This window comes from Paractinoplanes durhamensis, from assembly GCF_016862175.1.
GTDB lineage: Bacteria > Actinomycetota > Actinomycetes > Mycobacteriales > Micromonosporaceae > Actinoplanes > Actinoplanes durhamensis.
The window spans coordinates 1-18,457 of sequence record NZ_BOML01000062.1; the positions used below are offsets into that span (position 1 = coordinate 1).

Here is an 18,457-nt window from a genome sequence, read left to right on the forward strand (position 1 = left end):
CCGGCAGCCCGGCAGGGCGGCAGGGCGGCAGCCCGGCAGGGCGGCAGCCCGGCAGCCCGGCAGGGCGGCAGGGCGGCAGCCCGGCAGGGCGGCAGGGCGGCAGGGCGGCCTATCGGTCTTTCAGGAGGCGGCGGTGGGCTCGGCGGGCCTGGCGGGTCAAGGTTTCGGCGTCGGCTCGGACCAGCTCGTTTCGTTCGACGATGGGGGCTCCGCCTACCAGGGAAAGCTCGATCGGGGCCGGTGGGCCGAAGACCAGGGCCGCGCGCTTGTCGTCGATGCCGTCGTGGCCCAGGCCGTCCAGGCGCCATATCACCAGGTCGGCCAGCTTGCCGGGCTCCAGGGAGCCCAGGTCGTTGTCGCGGCCCAGGCAGCGGGCGCCGCCGATGGTGCCCAGGCGCAGCGCCTCGCTCGCGGTCATCGCACCGGGGCCGCCGCGCTGCCGGGCCGTGTAGAGCGCCTGCCGCAGCTCGGCGCCCAGGTGCGAGACCTCCTGCGAGGCCGCGCCGTCGACGCCGAGGCCGACCGGGACGCGGTGGTCGAGCAGCTCGCGGACGCGGGCCTGGCCGGCGCCGAGCCGGGCGTTGGAGCTCGGGCAGTGGGCCACGCCGGTGCCGGTCGCGCCGAGCTTGGTGATCGCCGAGTCGTCGAAGTGGACGCCGTGGGCCAGCCAGACGTCGTTGCCGAGCCAGCCGACCTGTTCCGCGTAGTCGACCGGGGTGCAGCCGAACCGCTGGAGGCAGAACTCCTCCTCGTCGTCGGTCTCGGCCAGGTGGGTGTGCAGCCGGACGCCCTTGCGGCGGGCCAGGTCGGCGGCCTCGGTCATCAGTTTCTGGGTCACCGAGAACGGCGAGCAGGGGGCGACCGCGATCTGCAGCATCGCGTCGGGTGACGGGTCGTGCCAGCGGTCGATCGCGGCCTCGGTGGCGGCGAGGGCCTCATCCGTTTCCTCGACCACGTTGTCGGGCGGGAGGCCGCCGTCCTTCTGGCTCAGGTCCATCGAACCGCGGGTCGGGTGGAAGCGGACCCCGATCTGCCGGGCCGCCTCGATCTCGGCCTCGAGGACGTCGCCGCCGTCGCGCGGGAAGACGTAGTGGTGATCCATGCTGGTGGTGCAGCCGGACAGGGCGAGCCAGCCCAGGCCGGCGCCCGCGGCGGCGCCGACGATCTCGGCGTCGAGCCGGCCCCAGATCGGGTAGAGCGTGGTGAGCCAGCCGAACAGCGTCTCGTCGAGGGCCAGGCCGCGGGTCACCCACTGGTAGAGGTGGTGATGGGTGTTGATCAGGCCGGGCGTGACCAGGCAGCCGGCGCCGTCGACCCGGCGCACCGAGCGGTTGAACCGGCCGGCGTGACCGGCGCCGACCGCGACGATCCGGCCGTCGTCGCCGACCACCACGTGGCCGTCGGGGTGGTAGGTGTCATTGGCGTCGACGGTGGCGACCGCGACGTTCTCGATGATGATCACAAATACCACCCCGCGGGGGCCGGGGGTGCGTCGTCGCGGGTGACCGTGCCCTCGATCAGGCCGTAGGGACGGTCGCCGGCGATGAACACCTCGTTGTCGTTGGCCAGGTCGAACGGGGACAGATCAACCAGGTAGTGGTGCTTGTTGGGCAGGGCCAGCCGGATCTCGGCGACCTCGGGCCGCTTCTCGAGCACGTGGCTGCCCATCGAGAACAGGGTCTGCTGCAGCGAGGCGCTGTAGGTGTTGACGAACGCGGCCGTCATCGCCTCGATCGCACCCGCGTAGGACTTGGCGAAGTCGCCGCCGGCCGACACGTGCCGCCAGCGGGCGTCGACCGCGGTGGCCAGGATGCGGTCGGTGGTCTCGGGCAGCGTCGTGTATTCGTCGCGCGGGAAGCCGCGGAACTCCGACGCGGTCGAGTTGAGCAGCACGAGGCCGGTGATGCCGGAGACGACCTGCTCGAACTCGGCGGTCACCACCACCGACGCCACCCGGGTGTAATCGCCCTTACGCTGGAACGAGTGCGGGCCGAGCCGCTCCCAGCCGAACGACTCGATGCTCACCCGGGCCGTCTCGACCTGCTCCTGCGTCGTCACGAAGTGCCGGGCCAGCAGCAGGGCGAACTCCTCCGGCTCGCCGACGCCGTGCTTCTTGGCGAACGCATACACCGTGTTCTTCATCGTGTCGGTCGGCAGCACACCCGAGTTGTCGCCGGTCAGGTGGGTGGCGGCCAGGTCGCCGGAGAGCGCGACGCTCACGTTGTAGTCGGCCAGCGAGCGGGTGTCGCCGTCGCGGATCACGCGCACCAGTCGCGTCTCCGCCTTGCCGTAACGGTTTGGTCCGAGCACGATCGCCACGGCGTCAGCTCCCTCGGTAGGTGGTGTAGCCGTAGTGGCTGAGCAGCAGCGGAACGTGGTAGTGCCGCTCCGGGTCGCGGACGTGGAAGGCGATCGTGACCTCGGGGAAGAAGCCCTCGTCGCCCAGGTAGGGCTCCACGTAGAAGAACAGGCGGTAACCGCCGGCCTGCCACTCGTGCAGCGGCACCCGATAGCGCAGGCGGCCGTCGCTGTCGGTGCGGCCCTCGGCGATCATGCGCCAGCCCTCGGAGTCGCGCCGCTCCAGCCGCACGTAGACGTCGCGGGCCGGGTCGCCGGTGACCGTGTCGAGGATGTGGGTGGAGATCTTCGCGTGGAACTCCGGCTCGGTGCCGTCATCCGAGGGCATCGAGCACCCGTTCCAGTCGTAGCAACGCGATCTTGCGTAACTCGTCCTGCACGATGACCCGCTCGGTTTCCTCGTCGTTGGACAGGCGATCGCGCGCCACCGCCAGGATCTCCTCCTGCGTGCGGCCGCTCGCGAAGATCAGGAACACGTGGCCGAACCGGTCCTCATACGCCCGGTTGGCGTCGATCAGCGCGGCCTTGGTCAGCTCGTCGGCGCCCTGCGCGGCGGTCGACTGCTCGCGCCGCGACCAGGCCGCCTCTTTCGAGTCGCCGCCCGCGCGCTCGCCGATCCGCGGATGGGCCGACAGCCCCACCAGCACCTCGGGCCACGACAGGTGCCGGGCGGCCGCGTCGCCGGCCGTGATGATCTCCAGGATCTCGCGATAGGGGCGTTTCGCGACGATCGCGGCTCCCCACGCGGGCGCCGCGCAGCAGGCGAGCAGGTCATTCTCGAGGCGAACGGCCGGAAGCGCGTTGAAAGCGTCGACCGCATCCATCCGGCACCCTCCTCCTGGTTTCGACAGTCAAGCAGGCCGCGTCGTGCCCGTGCAGATCTTTGCGCGGGAATTCACAAACGTGTCCTTGCCTGCAACACACCCTGCCATGCGGGTCCGACAGTTTCCGGCGGCTGAGTCACGATGGTCCGGTGCTCCTACCCGACGACGCCTTGCCTGATCTGCCGATCCGGGCGCTTCTGCCGCAAATTCGCGAATCGCTGACCGGCACCGGCGCATCGGTCCTGGTCGCGCCGCCCGGCACCGGCAAGACGACGCTGGTCCCGCTCGCCCTCGACGGGAAGGTGGTGGTCGCCGAGCCGCGTCGTCTCGCTGCGCGAGCCGCTGCGCGCCGCATGGCCTCGCTGCTGGGCCAGTCGGTCGGCGACCGGGTCGGTTTTTCGGTACGCGGTGAGCGTCGCGTCTCCCGCCAGACCATGGTCGAGGTCGTCACCACCGGTGTCCTGGTCCGCCGGCTGCAACGCGATCCGGAGCTGGCCGGCACCGCGGTGGTGATCCTCGACGAGTGCCACGAACGGCACCTCGACACCGACCTGGCCCTCGCCTTCCTCATCGAGGTGCGCGCCGCCCTGCGCCCCGACCTGCGACTGCTGGCCACCTCGGCCACCGCCGACGCGGAACGGCTCGCCGAGGTGCTGGGCGGAGCGCCCACGGTCGCCGCCGAGTCCCGCCTGTTCCCGGTCGACGTGCACTGGGCGCCGCCGACCGGCCCGATCTCCCCGCCGCTGGGCCTGCGCGTCGACCCCCGCCTGCTCGACCACGTGGCCGCGACGGTCCGCCGCGCCCTGGCCGACGGTGACGGCGACGTCCTGGTCTTCCTGCCCGGCGCCCGCGAGATCGACACGGTGGCCGGCCGGCTCGGCGGCATCGACGCCGACGTGATCGCGCTGCACGGCCGCCAGCCCGGCTCCATTCAGGACGCCGCGCTGCGCCCGGCCACCCGCCGCCGGGTCGTGCTGGCCACCGCGGTGGCGGAGAGCAGCCTGACCGTGCCCGGGGTCCGGGCGGTGGTCGACGCCGGCCTGAGCCGGGTGCCGCGGATGGACCACGCGCGCGGCCTGGGTGCGCTGGTGACCGTGCCGGTGTCCCGGGCGTCCGCCACCCAGCGGGCCGGCCGGGCCGGTCGCGAGGCACCGGGCCGGGTCTACCGGTGCTGGTCGCCGGCTCAACATGATCGGCTGCCGGCCCAGCCCGAGCCGGAGATCGCCGCGGCCGACCTGACCGGCTTCGCGCTCGACCTGGCGCTGTGGGGGCACCCCGGCGGCACCGGCCTGGCCCTGCCCGATCCACCACCGGCCGGCGCGATGCAGACCGCCACCGCCACGCTGCACGACCTGGGCGCGATCGACGACGAGGGCCGGATCACCACGCGCGGCCGGGCCCTGGCCGACGCCGGCCTGCACCCGCGCCTGGCCCGCGCGCTGCACGACGGCGCTCCCCTGGTCGGCGCCCGCCGGGCCGCCGAGATCATCGCCCTGCTGGACGACGACCGGGCGGCCGGCGACGACCTGGTCGCGGCGTGGCGGCGGGCGCGGTCCGGCAACGACCAGGCGTGGCGGTCGGAGGTGCGGCGGCTGACGGCGGCACTGGACCGTACGCCGAACGACGACATCGCGGTCCCGGAGGTGACGGCTGCGGCTGCGGCTGCGGCTGCGGCTGCGGCTGCGGCTGCGGCTGCGGCAACGGAGCCGGAGGCGGACGCAGCGGCCTGGACGACAGCGCAGGCCAGCAAGAAAGGCGGCGAAAGCCGCAAAACAATGCCGGATGATCTGGCCGCCGGCCTGGTCGTCGGCCTGGCCTACCCGGAGCGGGTGGCAAGGGTTCGCGAGGCCGGTGGCCGCGACTACCTGATGGCCGGCGGCACGGCCGGCGAGCTGGGCCCGGGCAGCGGCCTCGGCGGGGTGACCTGGCTGGCGGTGGCCTCGGCCGACCGCACGGCCGGCGCCCGGACCGCGCGGATCCGGGCGGCCGCCCCGCTCGACGAAGCGACCGCCATGGAGGCCGCCGCGACCCTGCTGGCCGAAACCACCGAGATCGGCTGGGTGAACGGCGACGTGGTGGCCCGCAGGGTGCAGCGGCTCGGCGCGATCACCCTGGTCGAGCGACGCATCACCGACCCCGACCCGGCGCTGGTCCGGGCGGCGCTGGCGGAGGGCCTGCGCCGCGAAGGGCTGTCCCTGCTGACCTGGTCGCGGGCCGCGGTGGAGCTGCGCGAACGGCTGGCGTTCGCGCACGCCGCTCTCGGCGAGCCGTGGCCGGACGTGTCCGACGAGGCGCTGGCCGAGCGGGCCGAGGACTGGCTGTCGCTGGGCTCGGCCCGCCGCCGGTCCGACCTGGCGCGGATCGACGTGGCGAACGGCCTGCGCAAGCTCCTGCCCTGGTCGGTGGCGGGCCGCCTGGACGAGGTGGCCCCCGAGCGATTGCCGGTGCCGAGCGGCTCCCGGGTCCGAGTGGACTATTCGGACGCCGAGGCGCCGGTGCTGGCGGTGAAGGTGCAGGAGGCGTTCGGCTGGACGGACGCGCCGCGGCTGGCCGACGGCCGGATCCCGGTGCTGCTGCACCTGCTCTCCCCGGCCGGCCGCCCGGTCGCGGTGACCCGCGATCTCGCGTCGTTCTGGCAGCAGGGCTACCCGCAGGTCCGGGCGGAGCTGCGCGGCCGCTACCCCCGTCACCCGTGGCCGGAGGACCCGACGACCGCGGCGCCGACGAAGCGCACGAATCCCCGCTCCCGCTGACGACGTGTTACTAGGGCGCATCTGACGGATCACCCAAGTGCGAGGCGAGGTCCAGAGTGTGGCTGGCGTCGCCCGCGACGCGCCCTCATACCGGGGTTGTATGTGGGCGCGTCGCGGGCGCCGTCAGGCGCGCTCTGGACCACGCCGCAGCCCTGGGTGATCCGTCAGATGCGCCCTAGAGTTGATCGGGTGAGCGAGCGCGCGACGGGCACCATCGGTCTGGTCATGCACCCGTCGAACCCGGTCGGTGAGTCGGTGGCCACCATCGCCGACTGGGTGGCCGGGCATTCCGGGCGGCTGCTCGCCCGGAGCTGACCGTCGCGGCCGGCTTCAACGACGTCGTCCTGGCCCGGCTCGGCCGCAAGGGCGCGGTCTCGGTCGACCTCACCATCGACGATCAGACGTACGGCTACTACAAGTGCGACGCCGTGGTCGTCTCCACCCCGCACGGCTCCACCGCGTACAACTACGCGGCCGGCGGCCCGGTGGTCTCCCCCTCGGCCGAGGCGGTCGTGATCACGCCGGTCGCCCCGATGGCCGGGATCGGCCGCTCGGTGGTCCTCGGCCGCGACGACCGGATCACGCTGACCGTGGCCCCGGAGAGTGCCCCGGTCGCGATCGACGTGGACGGCACGGTGGCCGGCCAGCTGGGCGCGGGCGACGTGCTCCGGGCCCAGCTGCGGGCCGGCGCCGGTCAGGTGGTCCGCCTGGCGGCCGGCGAGCACGCGAGCCGCAGCCGGGTGAAGCTGAGCCTGCTGGACGTGCCGTTGCGCCGCGACCAACTGCTCGAACTGGTGCCCGCGCACCTCCGCGAGGAGGGCCTGGAGCGCCTGCGCCGGGAAGGCCTGGGTACCTAGGAAAGCTGGCGCTGGGTCGGGATGGCCGGCGGCGCGAGGCGGTGCACCGGGGCCGGCTGGCCGAACAGGTAACCCTGGCCGAGCGGGCAGCCCAGCGCGGCCAGCCCCGCCGCCCGGCTGGTGGTCTCGATGCCCTCGGCCACCACCACGATGTTCAGCTCGTCGCAGATGGCCAGCACCGAGCGGCACAGCGCGCCGGCCCGCTCCGGGTCGACGTCCACATCGGTCAGCATCGAGTCCAGTTTCACGATGTCGACCGGCAGCGAGTGCAGCTGGGCGAGGGCGTTGAAGCCGCTGCCGAAGTCGTCGAGGGCGATCCGCGGGCCGAGCGCCCGCAGCCGGGTGGCGGCGGCCGCGGCGGCGGGCAGATCCTGGATGCGGTGGGTCTCGGTGATCTCGATGATCAGCCGGGACGGCGGCAGCGGGTGCCGGGCCAGCGCCGCCCGGACGGCCTCCTCCAGGCCAGCCTGGCCGAGGCGGCCCGCGGACACGTTGACGTGCACGTCGATCGGCCGGCCGTAGATCGCGGCCAGCGTGGCGGCGTCGGCGCAGGCCTGGTCGAGCACGAAGTCGTCGATCGCGGCGACCTGGCCGGTGCGCTCGGCGACGGTGACGAAGACGTCGGGGTGCACGGCGCCGCCGGCGGCCGGCAGGGTCCAGCGGGCCAGGGCCTCGACCGCGACCGTGGCGCCGTCGTCGAGGCTGACGATCGGCTGGTAGTAGACCTCGAAGCCGGCAGCGGCCGGGCGCCCGCCGGCCACCAGGGCCTGGGCCAGCAGGTGCGGCAGGTCGGCGTTGGGGGCACCGTCGGCGGTTCCGGCGTACCGGGCCAGGGCGCCCTTGCCGCGCCGCTTGCTGGAGTACATCGCGGCGTCGGCCCGGCGCAGCAGGGTGTCCGCGGTCAGCGGTTCGCCGGGGTCGGGCACGACGAGGCCGATGCTGGCGCCGACGCCGATCCGATGGCCGTCGATGAGGAACGGCTCGCGCAGCGCGGCGAGGATGCGGTGGCCGGTCGGTTCGGCGTCGGCCGGGCGATGGTCGAGGACCACCGCGAACTCGTCGCCGCCGAGGCGGGCCACCAGGTCCTCGTCGTTGACGCAGCCCTGCATGCGGTCGGCGATGGCGTGCAGGACCCGGTCGCCCATCGCGTGCCCGAAGCTGTCGTTGATCAGCTTGAAGTCGTCCAGGTCGGCGAAGAGCACGGCCAGGGGTTTACCGCGGTGCCGGTGCGCGTCCAGGGCGAGGACCAGGCGTTCCCGGAACAGGGCGCGGTTGGCCAGGCCGGTCAGCGGGTCGTGGTAGGCCTGATGGTGCAGCCGCTGCTGGCCCTCGGAGACCCGGTCGAGCAGCACCGTGTTGTCGACGATGGTGAACATCTGCCGGGCCACCACCAGGCCGAGGCCGAGCCAGCCGAGGTAGGCCTGGAACGGCGACAGCGGGTTGCCGGCGCCGGTGCTGATCGCGATGACGACGCCGGTCGCGGTGACCGGCACGTAGGGCAGCAGCAGGTGCAGCCAGTCGCGTTCCGCGCCGGCCGGGACGGGTTCGTCGATTGCGGCCGGCCGGGAGACCGCCGCCAGGGCCACGAAACCGCAGCCCACCAGGTATCCGGCGGACTGCAGCGGGGTGAGCGGGCCCTCGCCGAGATTGATCAGGCGCAGGGTGTCGCTGACCCCGAAACCGGTGATCGCCACGCCCGCGAGCAGCAACGGCTGGCGCCCGGAGCGCGAGCCCGGCCGGGTGGCGAGAAGCAGCACCACCATGGTGAGAAGAAGAAGATCACTGATGGCGTACGCCGCGGCCATGCCGATCGCCCCGGGCGTCTGGCCGGCCCAGCTCACCACTTGATCCGGAACCGCCGACCAGGCCAGCGCCACCAGCGACCCGCTGATCAGCACGCTGTCGAGGAGCAGGGCGATCTGGTCGCGGCGCGCCGAGGTGGGCACCGGGCGCAGCCGGCTGTACGGCACGTTGAGCAGGCCGAACAGCAGGAAGGCGGGCAGCACCAGGAAGCCGATGTCGGCGATCGCGTCGACCGGCCGACCGGCGTCGATCACGTCGAGCGCCACCCAGTAGAGGCGCATCAGCGCCCAGCAGGCCAGCCCGAGGCCGGCGAGCAGGCGCCATCGTCGCTGCACACCCGTACGCCGGCCGGCCGCCGCGAAGCAGATGCACGCGGCAGCTACCCCCGCCGCCGCCTGCACGGTGCCGTCGTAGAGCCGCGACCCCTGCGGCCCGACGAGTTCGCCGATGGCAACCGAACCCAGTACGAGTGTCAGCGTGACGAATAGTCGCGCTGTCATCCATCACCACCCGATAGAGCCGCGGGCCCCCTGATCCACGACCGGAGTAACCTACCGCAGCCTGCGCGGGTGCACGACCGGCACTTGGTGAGCCTTGTTCGCGACGGTGGAGACAATGCGCGTGAGTTACGCGAATCGCTGCTTACGGTAGGTCGCGAACAAGCCTCATTCGACCGGAGTCAGATCGGCGACAATCACCGTGATGTTGTCCGGGCCGCCGCCGCGCAGGGCGAGGTCGATGAGCCGTTCGGCGCAGGACTTCGGGTCGGTGGCGGCGAGCATCTCCTGCTCGATGGTGTCGTTGCTGACCACCGCGGTGAGGCCGTCGCTGCACAGCAGCCAGCGGTCGCCGGGCTCCGGCTCGACGATCACGTAGGCGGGGCTGACCGGCTCGCCCTGCAGGACCCGGGTGACGACCGAGCGGCGCGGGTGCCCGGCCGCCTCCTCCGGCTTGATCAGGCCCTGGTCGACCAGCATCTGGACGTACGTGTCGTCCTTGGTGAGCTGGTTGAGCCGGCCGTCGCGCACCAGGTAGGCCCGGGAGTCCCCGACGTGCGCCATCGCGGCGCGGGTGCCGGAGAAGATGACGGCGGTGAGCGTGGTGCCCATCCCCTGCAGCTCGGGGTCGGCGACGACCTGCTCGGCGATCCGCACGTTCGCGGCCTCGAGCGCCTTGTGCAGCGCGTCCATCTGGTGGTCGTTGTCGATGGGCACGTCGAGCCCACTGACGGCTTCGATCGCGAGGCGGCTGGCGAGGTCGCCCGCGGCCATCCCGCCCATGCCGTCGGCAACGACGAGCAGGTGGTCACCGGCGTAGTAACAGTCCTCGTTGTTGCTGCGGACATGTCCTTGGTCGGTGACAGCCGACCACCGGAGGTGCAAGGTCATGGCGAGCAGCTTCCCAGATCCCCGCAACCCTGTCTGCACGCGGGCGGCGGCGCGTCGTCAGAAATGCGCCTAACCGGGGTTCAACGGGCGCCCCAGGCAGCGCGGATCGACCGCATTGTCGCGATGGGTGGGGGCGATCCAGGACAGCGCCGACCGGCCGGCCGCCCAGCCGCGGACCACGACGACGGTGTCCGGCGGGCGCACCGCCTGCGAGCACAGTGTCTTGGAACGTACCTGGTCGTTCGGGATGAAAAGGACCGCACCGTCGCCCTGCAGCATGGTGGTGGAGGTGTCGTCGACCGAGATCAACTGCCCGCGGACCACGGCGGCGGCCCCGGTGGCCGGGCCGACCTCGACGGCGCTGTCCGGCAGGACGGGGGCACGCAGAAAGATGACGCCGATCGCGAGCGGGGCGACCAGGGCGGCGGCGACGGCCGGCCAGTGCGTGACGAGCCGGGCCGACCAGGCCGGCACCGGGCCGGTGAGCAGCGGCCCGAGCAGCGGCGGCACGCCCAGCAGCAGCGCGGTGGTGATCTCGCCGCCGCGCAGGGCGAGCACGATGCCCGGCCACACGAAGACCAGCACGAGCAGGCCGGTGAGCACCGGCACGCCCACCGTGATCCACCGCATGAGCCAGCGTTCGGTGCGGAAGCGCAGGGTCGCGGTGACCCCGAGGATCGACACGATCATCATGATCAGCGTCGGGAGCAGGCGCAGCTGCCAGGTGAAGGCGGCCAGCATGGTGGCGAGCAGCACCACCCAGTCCGGCATCCGCAGCGCGGTGACGGCGAGCAGCGAGCGACCGGCGTCGCCGGGCGCGCTGACCAGCAGGATGCCGCCGAGGATCCGGAGCACCAGGATGGCCGCGGGCACGGTCCAGATCAGCGTGATGAACAGCGCGCTGATCATGCCGAGCGGGCTGATGTACTGCACCAGCAGCAGCATCGTCGGCAGGTCCTGCCGGCTCAGATACCACAGCCGCAGCACGAGCAGGACCAGCGGGAACGCGGGCAGCACGGTGAGCAGCCAGTTGAGCTGGGCGCGCCGGCGCCGGGGCGGGATCGGCCCGCCCTTGACGAAGATGTCGGTCATGGGAGGACGTCCTCCCACGGCAGGTCCCGGATATCCGGCTTGTCGACATTGGGTTGAAGACCAACCGCGATGGGCGTACGCCCGTTGTTCTCGACCTCGGTCTGGAGGTTGGTCTGGAACGCGTTCTCCCAGCGGTCGTCCTTGGGGTCCTTCAGCGAGCGGTACAGGGTGAGGTCGACGAGCTTCTTCAGGGCCGGATTCTCGCCCACGTTCACCCCCCAGGCCTCGGTGGCGTCGAGGCCGAGATCCCAGTGGTCGAACTCATCCGGGTAGCGGTCCTTGTAACCGGCCAGGATCGCCGCGTCCGTGGTGACCGCCTCGACCTTGCCGGCCCGCAGATCGGCTATGCACTCGCTGACCACATTCTTGCTGCGGACGATCACGCCTTCGAGCTCCGGCGCCGAGAGGCTGGTCGAGGCGGAAAGCGAGCACGCCTGCTTGCCGGCCAGGTCCTTGAGCCGGCTGACCGCGGAGTGACTCTTGAGCGTGAGCACGGACTGCTCGGTGTAGAGATACGGCGCGGAGAAGGTCACGCCCGTCATCTCCTCGCGCTTCGGAGTGATGCTGTAACTGGCGATCACCATCTTGACCGGCACCCGGTTGCCGTCGGTGTCGTAGGCCTGCATGCGGGCCCGGTCCTCGCTCTGGATGCCGTAGAACTTGACCTCCGAGCGCCGGAACCCGAGGTCCTCGGCGATCATGTAGGCGAGGTCGACGTCGAAGCCGCTCCAGATCTTCTTGCCCTTGTCGTAGTAGGCGACCCCGGGCTGGTCGTCCTTGACCCCGACAATGAGCTCCTTCCAGCCGTCCACACCGGACTGGGCGCGCAGCTGGGCCACCGACGGCGGCCCGCCGACGAACAGGTTCACCATCGCCAGGCCAAGCACCAGCACCAGCGCGAGGCCGAGCGCGGCCAGCCGGAACGCGGCCAGGTTGAACCGCGGCGGCGGGTCGGCGAGCGGCTCCGGGTCGGGCGGGGGCAGCCGGCGGTCGGCCGCCTCCCGCTCGGCGATGTCCTGCACCGCGATGTCCTCCGCGGTGCCGTCGGGCCCGGGCATGCGCCGTCGCAACGGCCACGCGAAGCGCTCGGTCATGGGCCCATCGTGCCGCACCGGGGAAAGCGCGGACTAGCGGGCAGCGAGCACCACGGCACTCTCGGGTGGCAACTCCACCCGGTCGCGTTGCAGGACGACGCCCGGCTCGGTGGCGAGCAGCACCTTGGTGGGCACCGCCCGCACGCTGACGGTCTGCGCGACCGGCGCGAGGTTGGCGGCGACCACGCAGTTGCCGCGCTTGATCACGATGTACTGGTCGCCGTGCCAGACCTCGACCTTGGACAGCCACGGGTCGGACAGCTCGGCCCGGCTGCGCCGCAGCGCGATCAGCCGCCGGTAGAGGTCGAGGATCTCGGTGTGGCCGGGCTTGCCGAGCTCGTCCCAGTCGAGTTTGGAGCGCTCGAAGGTGGCCGGGTCCTGCGGGTCGGGCACCTCGGCCTCGGCCCAGCCGTGCGCGGCGAACTCGCGGCGCCGGCCGTTGCGCACCGCCGCGGCCAGCTCCGGCTCGGGGTGGCTGGTGAAGAACTGCCAGGGGCTGCTGGCCGCCCACTCCTCGCCCATGAACAGCATCGGGGTGAACGGCCCGGTCAGCAGCAGGGTGGCGCCGACCTTGAGCAGGCCGGGCGAGAGCAGCGCGGAGAGCCGGTCGCCGACCGCCCGGTTGCCGATCTGGTCGTGATTTTGCAGGAAGGCGACGAACCGGTGGCCCGGGGTGAGCTGCCGGTTGACCGGCCGGCCGTGGGTCCGCTGCCGGAAGCTGGACCACGTGCCGGCGTGGAAGAACGCGCCCTCGAGGACGGTCTGCAGGCAGTCGAGCGAGCCGAAGTCGCCGTAGTAGCCCTGCCGTTCCCCGGTGAGCAGGGTGTGCAGGGCGTGGTGCACGTCGTCGTCCCACTGGGCCTGCAAGCCGAAGCCACCGGCCTCGCGCGGGGTGATCAGCCTGGGGTCGTTGAGGTCGGACTCGGCGATCAGCGAGAGCGGCCGGCCCAGGTGCGTGGACAGCGACTCGACCTCGACGGCGAGCTGTTCGAGCAGGTTGATCGCGGAGTGGTCGACGAGCGCGTGCACGGCGTCGAGCCGCAGGCCGTCGACGTGGTAGTCGCGCAGCCACATCAGCACGTTGTCGGTGATGTAGCGGCGGACCTCGCCGGCGAGCGGCCCGTCCAGGTTGATCGAGTCGCCCCACGGGTTGGAGCCGTGCGTGGACAGGTAGGGGGCGAACATCGGGGCGTACGCGCCGCTCGGCCCGAAGTGGTTGTAGACCACGTCGAGGACGACGCCGAGCCCGCGCGTGTGGCACGCGTCGACGAATCGCTTGAGCCCGTCCGGGCCGCCGTAGGCCTCGTGCGGCGCATACCAGCAGACGCCGTCGTAGCCCCAGTTGTATTCGCCGTTGAACGCGTTGACCGGCAGCAGCTCGACCAGGTCCACGCCGAGGTCGACCAGGTGGTCGAGCCGGTCGATGGCCGCGTCGAACGTGCCGGCCGGCGTGAACGTGCCGATGTGCAGCTCGTAGAGGACGGCGCCGGGCAGCTGCCGGCCGGTCCAGGACTGATCGCTCCACTCGAAGGCGGACTGGTCGTAGACCCGGCTGGGGCCGTGCACCCCGTCCGGCTGCCACGGCGAGCGCGGATCGGGCAGCGGCGCCTCGATGTCCGGCAGGACGTAGGCGTAGTCACTGCCCGGGCCGGCCGACGGCACGTCGAGCCGCCACCACCCGTCGTCGCCGCGTTCCATCTCGCGGTCCTCCCCGGCCAGCCGGAGCTTGACCGTCTTCTCCGGGACCCACACTTCGAAGCTTGTCATTGTTCTTTCACCAGCAGAGCGACGGGGTACGTACGCAACAGTTCGGCCACCGACAAGCGGTTCCCGCCGTAGCTCGTGTTCGTGAACACTTCCGTCCAGCTGTGGCCGTCGAGTGTCAGGCTGGTGTCGCCCCAGCCGCCGTGCCGTGACAATCCGACCGGCAGCCGGGTGGCCACGGTCACCGCGCCGCCGACGTCGAAGGCCAGCGCGTGCTCGCCGCAGCGGCCCTCGCCCCACACCGGGCGATAGCCGGTGAACAGCTCCGGCCGTTGCCGGCGCAGCCGCAGGGCCCGGCTGGTGACCAGCAGCTTGGCGGCGCCACTCTCGTCGACCTCGGGCTGCCACCCGTCGTCGAGGCGGGCGAGCAGCTCGCGGCGGGCGGCGAAGTCGACCGGCCGCCGGTTGTCCGGGTCGACCAGCGACAGGTCCCACAGCTCGCTGCCCTGGTAGACGTCGGGCACGCCGGGCATGGTGAGCTGCACGACCTTCTGGCCGAGCGAGTTGGACCAGCCGGGCGGCGTGATCGACGCGGCGAAGCCGGCCACCTCACGCTGCAGCGCCGGGTCGTCGTAGATCCGGTCGACCATCTCCCGCAGCGCCGTCTCGAAGCGCTCGTCCGGGTGGTACCAGGTGGTCACGGTCGCGGCTTCGCGGGCGCTCTTCACGGCGTACGCCTGCAGTCGCTCTCGGGAGATCGGCCATGCACCCACCGCGGCCTGCCAGATCAGATGGGCCAGCGCCGGATCCGGGAGCGGAGCGATCCGGACCCACCGGCGCACCACCTCGGTCCAGTCCCCCGGCACCTCGGCGAGAACCGCGAGCCGGGCCCGGACGTCCTCGCTGCGCTTGGTGTCATGGGTGGAGAGGCTGGTCATCGAGTCCGGCCAGGCCCGGCGCCGCTGCTCGGTGACGTCGTGGAACTCGTCCGGGCTGACCCCGAACTTGGCCGGGTCGTTGCCGACCTCGTTACGGGCGGTGAACCTGGTCCAGCGATAGAACGAGGCGTCCTCGACGCCCTTGGCCATCACCGCGCCGGTGAACTGCTGGAACCGCATGGCCAACTCGTCGGCCGGGTTGCGCAGCCGGGCGGTGAGCTGGTCGAGCACACCGATCAGCTGCGGCCGGCGCCGGCCGGCTTCGGAGCGGGCCCTGGCCAGGTGCCGGGAGCCGAACGGCAGGTAGGAGCGGTAGACCGGGAAACACGCGGCCAACTCGGCCAGGGCGCGGGGTGCGGCGTCGATTTCCGGTACGAGGCGGGCCATCCGGCCGAGCTCGGCGGCCAGGGTGGTGGTCGCGACCGCGAGCTTGGCCTCGTGCACCTGGTCCTGCCAGGACGTCTCGCCGCCGGTCAGGTGGTGCTGGAGGGTGTTGAAGAACGCCTCGGTGGACGGGTCGACGAAGACGCCGCAGACCTCGGCGAGCGCGTCGTAGCCGGTGGTGCCGGCGATCGGCCAGGGCGGCATCTCCTCGCCCGGTTCGAGGATCTTCTCGACGACCAGCCAGGCGTCCGGGGCGGCGTCGCGCAGCCGGGTGAAGTATTCGCCGGGGTCGCGCAGGCCGTCGGGGTGGTCGATCCGGATGCCGTCGGCGATGCCCTCGGTGTACCAGCGGAGGATCTCGGCGTGTGTCGCCTCGAACACCGCCGGGTCCTCGACCCGCAGGCCGGCCAGGTCGGTGATGGTGAAGAAGCGGCGGTAGTTGAGCTCGGCGTCGCCGCGGGTCCAGTCGGCCAGCTCGTAGTGCTGCCGGTCGTGGACCTCGCGCGGGCTGCCGTCGCCGGTGCCGTCGGCGATCGGGAAGCGCTTGTCGTAGTAGCGCAGCTCCCCGTCCTCGATGCGGAGTTTGTCGAGCTCGTCCGGCGTACTCCCCAAAACCGGAAGGAGAATGCGCCCGCGCGCCCAATCGATGTCGTAGAAATCGGAGAATTCCGATTTTTGACCGTTCTTCAGGACGTCCCACCACGTGGGGTTTTCGTGCGGAACACCGACTCCGGCGTGATTGGGCACGATGTCGACGATGAGGCCGAGGCCGGCCGCCTTCAACACATTGGACAAATCACGCAAACCGTCAGGACCGCCGAGCGCTGGATTGACCGACCGGTGATCGACGACGTCGTAGCCGTGCTGGGAGCCGGGCGTCGAGGTCAGCAGCGGAGCCGTGTAGAGGTGCGACACCCCGAGATCGGCCAGGTAGTCGACGAGTTCGGCGGCTGCGGAGAGCGGGAAGTCGGGGCGGACCTGAACTCGGTAGGTTGCCGACGGCACGCCTTCAGTCCGGTCAAGGGCGGCGGTGGGGTGGTCGGAAGGGGGCATCAGACCGTCCTGTCCAGCACGATTAGTGACCGGTCGGGCACCCAGATCTTGCTGCCGGCCTCCACGACCGACGGGCGATCCGGCGACGACTCGGCTGTTTCGATGACCTTTTCCCACTTCTCGCCGTATTCGGCGGGAGGCGTGGCGAACTCGATGGGTGCGTCGTGCGCGTTGAAGAACAGCAGGAACGACGAGTCCACGTGGCGCTGGCCGTACTGGCCGCGCTCGCGGATGCCCTCGCCGTTGACGAACAGCGCGACCGCCCGGCCGAAGTCGTTGCCCCAGTCGTCGCCGGCCATCTGCCGGCCGTCCGGGGTGAACCACTCCAGGTCGGGCAGCGGGTCGCCGCCGCCGCGCGCGGTGACCGGCAGGCCGGTGAAGAACCGGCGCCGCTGGAACACCTGGTGGCGGTGGCGGAACGCGGTGAGCTTGCGGGTGAAATCGAGCAGTTGCTCGTCGGCGTCGCCCCAGTCGATCCAGGCCAGCTCGTTGTCCTGGCAGTAGGCGTTGTTGTTGCCCTGCTGGGTGCGGCCCAGCTCGTCGCCGTGCGAGATCATCGGCACGCCCTGCGACAGCATCAGCGTGGCCAGGAAGTTGCGCCGCTGCTTGCCCCGCAGCTCGAGCACCTTCGCGTCGGTGGTCGGGCCCTCGATGCCACAGTTCCAGGACCGGTTGTGGCTCTCGCCGTCCCGGTTTTCCTCCCCGTTGGCCTCGTTGTGCTTGTCGTTGTAGCCGACCAGGTCGTGGAGGGTGAACCCGTCGTGCGCGGTCACGAAGTTGATCGAGTGGAAGGGCTTGCGGCCGTCGTCCTGGTAGAGGTCGGCCGAGCCGGTGATCCGGGAGGCGAACTCGGCCAGGGTGGCCGGCTCACCGCGCCAGAAGTCGCGGACCGTGTCGCGGTATTTTCCGTTCCACTCGGTCCAGTTGGGCGGGAAGTTACCGACCTGGTAGCCGCCCGGGCCGACGTCCCACGGCTCGGCGATCAGCTTCACCTGGCCGACCACCGGGTCCTGCTGCACCACCTCGAAGAACGTGGAGAGCCGGTCGACGTCGTAGAACTCGCGGGCCAGGGTGGAGGCGAGGTCGAACCGGAAGCCGTCGACGTGCATCTCGGTCACCCAGTAGCGCAGTGAGTCCATGATCAGCTGGAGGCTCTGCGGGCTGCGCACGTTGAGGCTGTTACCCGTGCCGGTGTAGTCCATGTAGAACTGCGGCTGATCGTCCACCAGGCGGTAATAGGTCCGGTTGTCGATGCCCTTCAGCGACAGCGTCGGGCCCAGGTGGTTGCCCTCGGCGGTGTGGTTGTAGACGACGTCGAGGATGACCTCCATGCCCGCCTTGTGCAGGGCCTTGACCATCCCGCGGAACTCCTGGGTCTGCTGGCCCAGCGTGCCGGTCGACGAGTAGCCCTGGTAGGGCGCGAAGAAGCCGAGCGTGTTGTAGCCCCAGTAGTTGCGCAGGCCCAGGTCGTACAGGCGGTTGTCGTGCACGAACTGGTGCACCGGCATCAGCTCGACCGCGGTCACGCCGAGGCCCTTCAGGTGCTCGATGATCGCCGGGTGGCCGAGCGCCGAATAGCTGCCGCGCATGTCCTTGGGCACCTCGGGGTGCCGCTCGGTGAGCCCTTTGACGTGCGTCTCGTAGATGACCGAGTGGTGATAGGGGATGTCCGGGCGGCGGTCGTTCCCCCAGTCGAAGTACGGATTCACCACCACGCCCTTGGCCATGTACGGCGCGGAGTCGAGGTCGGACATCTGATCGGGGTTACCGAGCTCGTACGCGTACAGTGACGGGTGCCACTCGATGTCCGCGTCGACCGCCCGCGCATACGGGTCGAGGAGCAGCTTGTGCGGGTTGTAGCGCAACCCGCGCCCCGGCTCGTACGGGCCGTAGACCCGGTAGCCGTAGCGCTGACCCGGCTCGACCCCCGGCAGGTAGGCGTGCCACACGAACGCGTCCTGCTCGTGCAGCTGAACCTTGCGTTCGTTTCCGGACGGATCGAACAGGCACAGCTCGACCGCCTCGGCTCCCTCGGAGAAAATCGCGAAGTTCGTGCCCGTGCCGTCGTACGTGGCCCCCAACGGGTACCGGTGACCAGGCCAAACTTGCATGTCGTGCTCCCACCCCTCGACCGTCGGTGCACTTCGGCCGCACGCCGCCGCACCGAGGCGAACGCATCAGTGCCCGCCGGTCGGCCGGTGTAATCCTG

The 18,457-nt window shown here is 71.5% G+C and carries 14 protein-coding genes; 3 read left to right on the top strand and 11 right to left on the bottom strand.

Going from position 1 to position 18,457, the window contains the following annotated elements; genetic code table 11:
* Window positions 1-109: 109 nt before the first annotated feature.
* The 4 genes from Adu01nite_RS38345 to uraD are packed head-to-tail and all read right to left on the bottom strand — an operon-like array spanning window position 110 to window position 3,182.
* Window positions 110-1,462, bottom strand: coding sequence for an 8-oxoguanine deaminase (locus Adu01nite_RS38345; RefSeq protein WP_203734237.1), 1,353 nt, complete (start codon window positions 1,460-1,462; stop codon window positions 110-112).
* Window positions 1,459-2,319 carry a factor-independent urate hydroxylase gene (pucL, locus tag Adu01nite_RS38350; protein WP_203734238.1) on the bottom strand — a complete coding sequence of 287 codons (861 nt, stop codon included), beginning with the start codon at window positions 2,317-2,319 and terminating at the stop codon, window positions 1,459-1,461. Before pucL ends, Adu01nite_RS38345 begins: the two co-directional genes overlap by 4 nt.
* A gap of 4 nt (window positions 2,320-2,323) precedes the next feature.
* The gene (uraH, locus tag Adu01nite_RS38355) at window positions 2,324-2,686 is read right to left on the bottom strand and encodes a hydroxyisourate hydrolase (protein ID WP_203734239.1); all 363 of its coding nucleotides are present in this window, start codon (window positions 2,684-2,686) and stop codon (window positions 2,324-2,326) included.
* Entirely contained in the window at window positions 2,673-3,182 is a 510-nt protein-coding gene (gene uraD / locus Adu01nite_RS38360; protein WP_203734240.1) for a 2-oxo-4-hydroxy-4-carboxy-5-ureidoimidazoline decarboxylase, read from the bottom strand. The genes uraH and uraD overlap by 14 nt, the downstream gene beginning before the upstream one ends.
* A 149-nt stretch (window positions 3,183-3,331) precedes the next feature.
* Between uraD and Adu01nite_RS38365 the strand changes: the two genes are divergently transcribed.
* The 3 genes from Adu01nite_RS38365 (at window position 3,332) to Adu01nite_RS38370 (ending at window position 6,792) form a co-directional block, all read left to right on the top strand.
* Window positions 3,332-5,935 (top strand): ATP-dependent RNA helicase, encoded by a 2,604-nt coding sequence (locus Adu01nite_RS38365; protein WP_203734241.1) that lies wholly within the window; start codon window positions 3,332-3,334, stop codon window positions 5,933-5,935.
* A gap of 189 nt (window positions 5,936-6,124) precedes the next feature.
* The gene (locus tag Adu01nite_RS48655; RefSeq protein WP_275414753.1) at window positions 6,125-6,250 is read left to right on the top strand and encodes a hypothetical protein; all 126 of its coding nucleotides are present in this window, start codon (window positions 6,125-6,127) and stop codon (window positions 6,248-6,250) included.
* A 29-nt stretch (window positions 6,251-6,279) separates the two neighbouring features.
* On the top strand, window positions 6,280-6,792 hold the full coding sequence (locus tag Adu01nite_RS38370) for an NAD(+)/NADH kinase (protein ID WP_275414754.1): 513 nt from the start codon (window positions 6,280-6,282) through the stop codon (window positions 6,790-6,792).
* On the opposite strand, the gene Adu01nite_RS38375 is transcribed toward Adu01nite_RS38370, so the two are convergent.
* From Adu01nite_RS38375 to glgX, 7 genes are all read right to left on the bottom strand, one after another.
* Complete coding sequence (locus Adu01nite_RS38375; protein ID WP_203734242.1) at window positions 6,789-9,095, bottom strand: putative bifunctional diguanylate cyclase/phosphodiesterase; 2,307 nt, start codon at window positions 9,093-9,095, stop codon at window positions 6,789-6,791. The genes Adu01nite_RS38370 and Adu01nite_RS38375 overlap by 4 nt on opposite strands.
* A 165-nt stretch (window positions 9,096-9,260) precedes the next feature.
* Window positions 9,261-9,983, bottom strand: a complete 723-nt coding sequence (locus Adu01nite_RS38380; RefSeq protein ID WP_203734243.1) for a PP2C family protein-serine/threonine phosphatase — start codon at window positions 9,981-9,983, stop codon at window positions 9,261-9,263.
* Between the two features lie 69 nt (window positions 9,984-10,052).
* The gene (locus tag Adu01nite_RS38385) at window positions 10,053-11,075 is read right to left on the bottom strand and encodes a hypothetical protein (protein ID WP_203734244.1); all 1,023 of its coding nucleotides are present in this window, start codon (window positions 11,073-11,075) and stop codon (window positions 10,053-10,055) included.
* The gene (locus tag Adu01nite_RS38390) at window positions 11,072-12,169 is read right to left on the bottom strand and encodes a transporter substrate-binding domain-containing protein (protein ID WP_203734245.1); all 1,098 of its coding nucleotides are present in this window, start codon (window positions 12,167-12,169) and stop codon (window positions 11,072-11,074) included. The genes Adu01nite_RS38385 and Adu01nite_RS38390 overlap by 4 nt, the downstream gene beginning before the upstream one ends.
* A gap of 33 nt (window positions 12,170-12,202) precedes the next feature.
* Window positions 12,203-13,936 carry a malto-oligosyltrehalose trehalohydrolase gene (gene treZ, locus Adu01nite_RS38395; RefSeq protein WP_203734246.1) on the bottom strand — a complete coding sequence of 578 codons (1,734 nt, stop codon included), beginning with the start codon at window positions 13,934-13,936 and terminating at the stop codon, window positions 12,203-12,205.
* Window positions 13,933-16,248, bottom strand: a complete 2,316-nt coding sequence (treY, locus tag Adu01nite_RS38400) for a malto-oligosyltrehalose synthase (protein ID WP_203734247.1) — start codon at window positions 16,246-16,248, stop codon at window positions 13,933-13,935. Before treY ends, treZ begins: the two co-directional genes overlap by 4 nt.
* Window positions 16,248-18,359, bottom strand: coding sequence for a glycogen debranching protein GlgX (glgX, locus tag Adu01nite_RS38405; protein ID WP_203734248.1), 2,112 nt, complete (start codon window positions 18,357-18,359; stop codon window positions 16,248-16,250). Before glgX ends, treY begins: the two co-directional genes overlap by 1 nt.
* Window positions 18,360-18,457 lie beyond the last annotated feature (98 nt).